Annotated in this window: 3 protein-coding genes; all 3 read left to right on the top strand. The window is 38.3% G+C overall.

All coding sequences use genetic code 11. The features are described 5' to 3' along the window. Nucleotides 1–1,458 (top strand): RHS repeat-associated core domain-containing protein (locus tag FHK88_RS13600; RefSeq protein ID WP_227431264.1); only part of this gene is annotated, 1,458 nt, incomplete at its 5' end. A 140-nt stretch (nucleotides 1,459–1,598) separates the two neighbouring features. Then, entirely contained in the window at nucleotides 1,599–1,889 is a 291-nt protein-coding gene (locus tag FHK88_RS13595; protein WP_227429523.1) for a YrhB domain-containing protein, read from the top strand. 356 nt (nucleotides 1,890–2,245) lie between these two features. Next, nucleotides 2,246–3,094, top strand: coding sequence for an RHS repeat-associated core domain-containing protein (locus FHK88_RS13590; RefSeq protein ID WP_227431263.1), 849 nt, complete (start codon nucleotides 2,246–2,248; stop codon nucleotides 3,092–3,094). Nucleotides 3,095–3,118: the final 24 nt, after the last annotated feature.

Raw genomic sequence — 3,118 nt, 5'->3', positions numbered from 1 at the left:
ATTAGTCAGGGGTTGGTCAGTCAGCATTATTATTATGATGCTAAGGGTAATCGTAGTATCAAAAATAATAAGCTTTATCCGTTTGCTTCAACTGTCATCAGTGGTACTGGCTTTAGTAAACACTACTTTGCTGATGGTCAACGGATTGCTAGTAAGATTGGTAATGCTTTAGAAACACCAATGTTTGGTAGTCAGCCACAGCAACAAGAGCCTGCTGGTATCAGTGCCCTACCCGATATTAATATGGATCAGGCTCAAGTTAACAGCCATTATGATAAGTTAGTCAAAGAGCGCAGTCATGGTATTCTAAGCTACCGCCCTAACAAAATTAAAATAGATTTAGGCGATCATAGCAATGCCGAAGACCCAAGAGGCATCGACTATGAAGGACAACAATACTTCTATCATAAAGACCATATCGGTAGCTCAAGTTATCTGACCGATGACAATGGTGAGGTACATGAGTTCTTTGCATATTTCCCAAGTGGTGAGACGTGGATAGAGCAATCAGGGGCATTTGGCACTGATTATAAGTTTACTGGTAAGGAGCTGGATAAAGAGACTGGCTTATACTACTTTGGGGCTAGATACTATGACCCAAGAACGCAAGTTTGGCAGAGTCCTGATCCTATTTTAGGCAGTTATTTGGATGGTCAGGGTAGCCAAGGTGGAGTATTTAATCCTGTTAATCTCAATCTGTATGGTTATGTAGGTAATAATCCGGTTAATTTGGTTGATCCGGATGGGAAATGTGCAACTAACAATGGCCAGATAAATTGTTTAAATACAACCCTGCAAAACCAAAGATCTATTACTGAAGGAATGACTAGTTCATACGAAAATGGCGATTATATAGGTGTTGCTACAGGTTTTGCTTTAGGCACTGCTAATACAGCCAATATTGTAATGGCGTTTGTATTTGATGGAGTCATATCTGCACCTTATAATGCTGGTAACAGAATTGGAACAGGTGTTTATGAAAGAGATGCGAGTAAGTATTATGACGGCTTGGCTGATCTTGGTATACAGCTCTCATTTGCTAAACTGAGTTCGCCATCTTCTAATACTACAAGATCGGCTGGTAGTATTAGGAATGTTAATCCTACTAACGGTACACAAAACTGCGTAAATTGTGCTCTTGCAACTGATAGTACCTTAGCCGGTCGTCCCGCTTCAGCTATGCCAGGTAGTAGCACCCCTATAAGAGAATTAGAGAAATATTATGGCAGACATTTCAGCTCAGCTATGGCAAAGTCTAGAATTATTGATAGGATGACAAGAGCAGGAAATGGTTCAAGAGCAATTATATATGGATATAGGGGTAATAATACATCGGGTCATGTTTTCAATGCTGTGAATCAAAATGGAACAATAAGATTCTTAGATGGGCAGACAGGTAAAGAAGCGGTTTTTGAAGGGCAAGGTTATGTTAGTCTACATATGATGTACACAAATTAGACTATAGCTAACACACAATCAAAATGGTACAGTTATAGCTTCAAATGACTTGATTCATTTGAACTGTACTAATTATATTTGGATTTGGCTATAGATGTTAATTGATAGTTGTATTAGGGCTTTATTCAAGGAGTTTATATATGTTGAGTAAAAATGAAGCATGGGATATCGCAAGAAACCATCTATTGGAAATTGAAAAAGAAATAAAAATTGACTTAGAATTTAGTTCAGATAGTCCAATGAAAGTTAATTATGGTTACATATTCTCATATAATTCAGCCGAATTTTTTAAGACTAATGATTTTCGAGAAGCTTTAGCAGGAAATGCACCTTTTCTAGTTGATATTTTTGATAATAAAATTGTGACGTTTGGCACTGCAGATACTATTGACAATTATTTAAAAGAATACGAAAAGTGCAAGCAAGCGTAGTCTGCGCATTTTACCTAGCCAACATATCAAACAGAACTTACCCCTCAAACCCAACCCGCCTTAAATCAGCCAACCAATGTTGCTGATTATCAGGGTTGATGAGTTCCTGCTTAATACGTCGCTCAAACTTTGTTCTATTGTTGACTGTGTTAGCATATTAACTGCATTAATAGCACCTAAGACTTATATGCCCATTACACTACCCTAACCCAAGAGCGAAGTAATGGCATCCTTGAGTAACGTCCCAGAAAGCTGATAGTCACCCTACCTGACTTGAGCAATGCCGAAGACCCAAGAGGCATTGATTATGAAGGGCAACAATACTTCTATCATCTGAGCGAGGAAAAAGTGAGTGTGTGGGAGACAGTCGCCCCGACGCAAGACGAGAGCTGGCATTTGGTACTGATTATAAGTTTACTGGTAAGGAGCTGGATAAAGAGACTGGTTTATACTACTTCGGCGCTAGATACTACGATCCAAGAACGCAGGTGTGGCAGAGTCCTGATCCTATTTTGAGTGACTATTTAGGTGGTATTAATGCTGACCCAAGTAAGCTACCGGGAATGGGAGGGGTTTATAATCCACCTAATTTGAATTTATACGCTTATAGTCATAATAATCCTGTTAATTTGGTTGATCCGGATGGATTATGTATTGCTTGTGTGGACTTAGGTGATTCGATAGCAGAAATTCGCAATAATACCAACTCTGATCCTTTTAAGGGTGAAAATCAAATTTTCTTTATTGAGGCAGGGGTGGGTTTAAATGTTGATATAAACGTGATCAATGACATAAAATTGAGTGCATCCCAAAAAGGTTTTAATCTTTCTAAAATTAATATTGGAGGTGATATAGCAAAAGGTTTAGAATCTGCCGGAGAAATTGAAGGAGTTGCTAGTATTATGATTGCATATTATTTTAAAGAAGGGAGAATACATTCTAGTGCAATATATGGAAATAGTGAAATTGGATATGGAGCAGATGTTGATGCCTCAATGAATACTAGTAATTTAAATATATCAGGTTATGTAGATTTCAGGTATGGTTCAGATGCAAATTTAGAGCTTGATGATATGAAAGGACTTGCTTATTTCCCAAGTGTGAGCGAGGAAAAGCAACCGTTTGGGGAACGGTTGCCCGAAGCGCAACAGATTTTTTTTTTTCCGAGCAACATGGGTAGACCAATCAGGGGCATTTGGTACTGATTATAAGTTTACTGGTAAGGAGCT

This window comes from Psychrobacter sp. I-STPA6b (assembly GCF_020662265.1).
Lineage (GTDB): Bacteria > Pseudomonadota > Gammaproteobacteria > Pseudomonadales > Moraxellaceae > Psychrobacter.
This window is presented reverse-complemented; position numbering and strand designations above follow the sequence as displayed.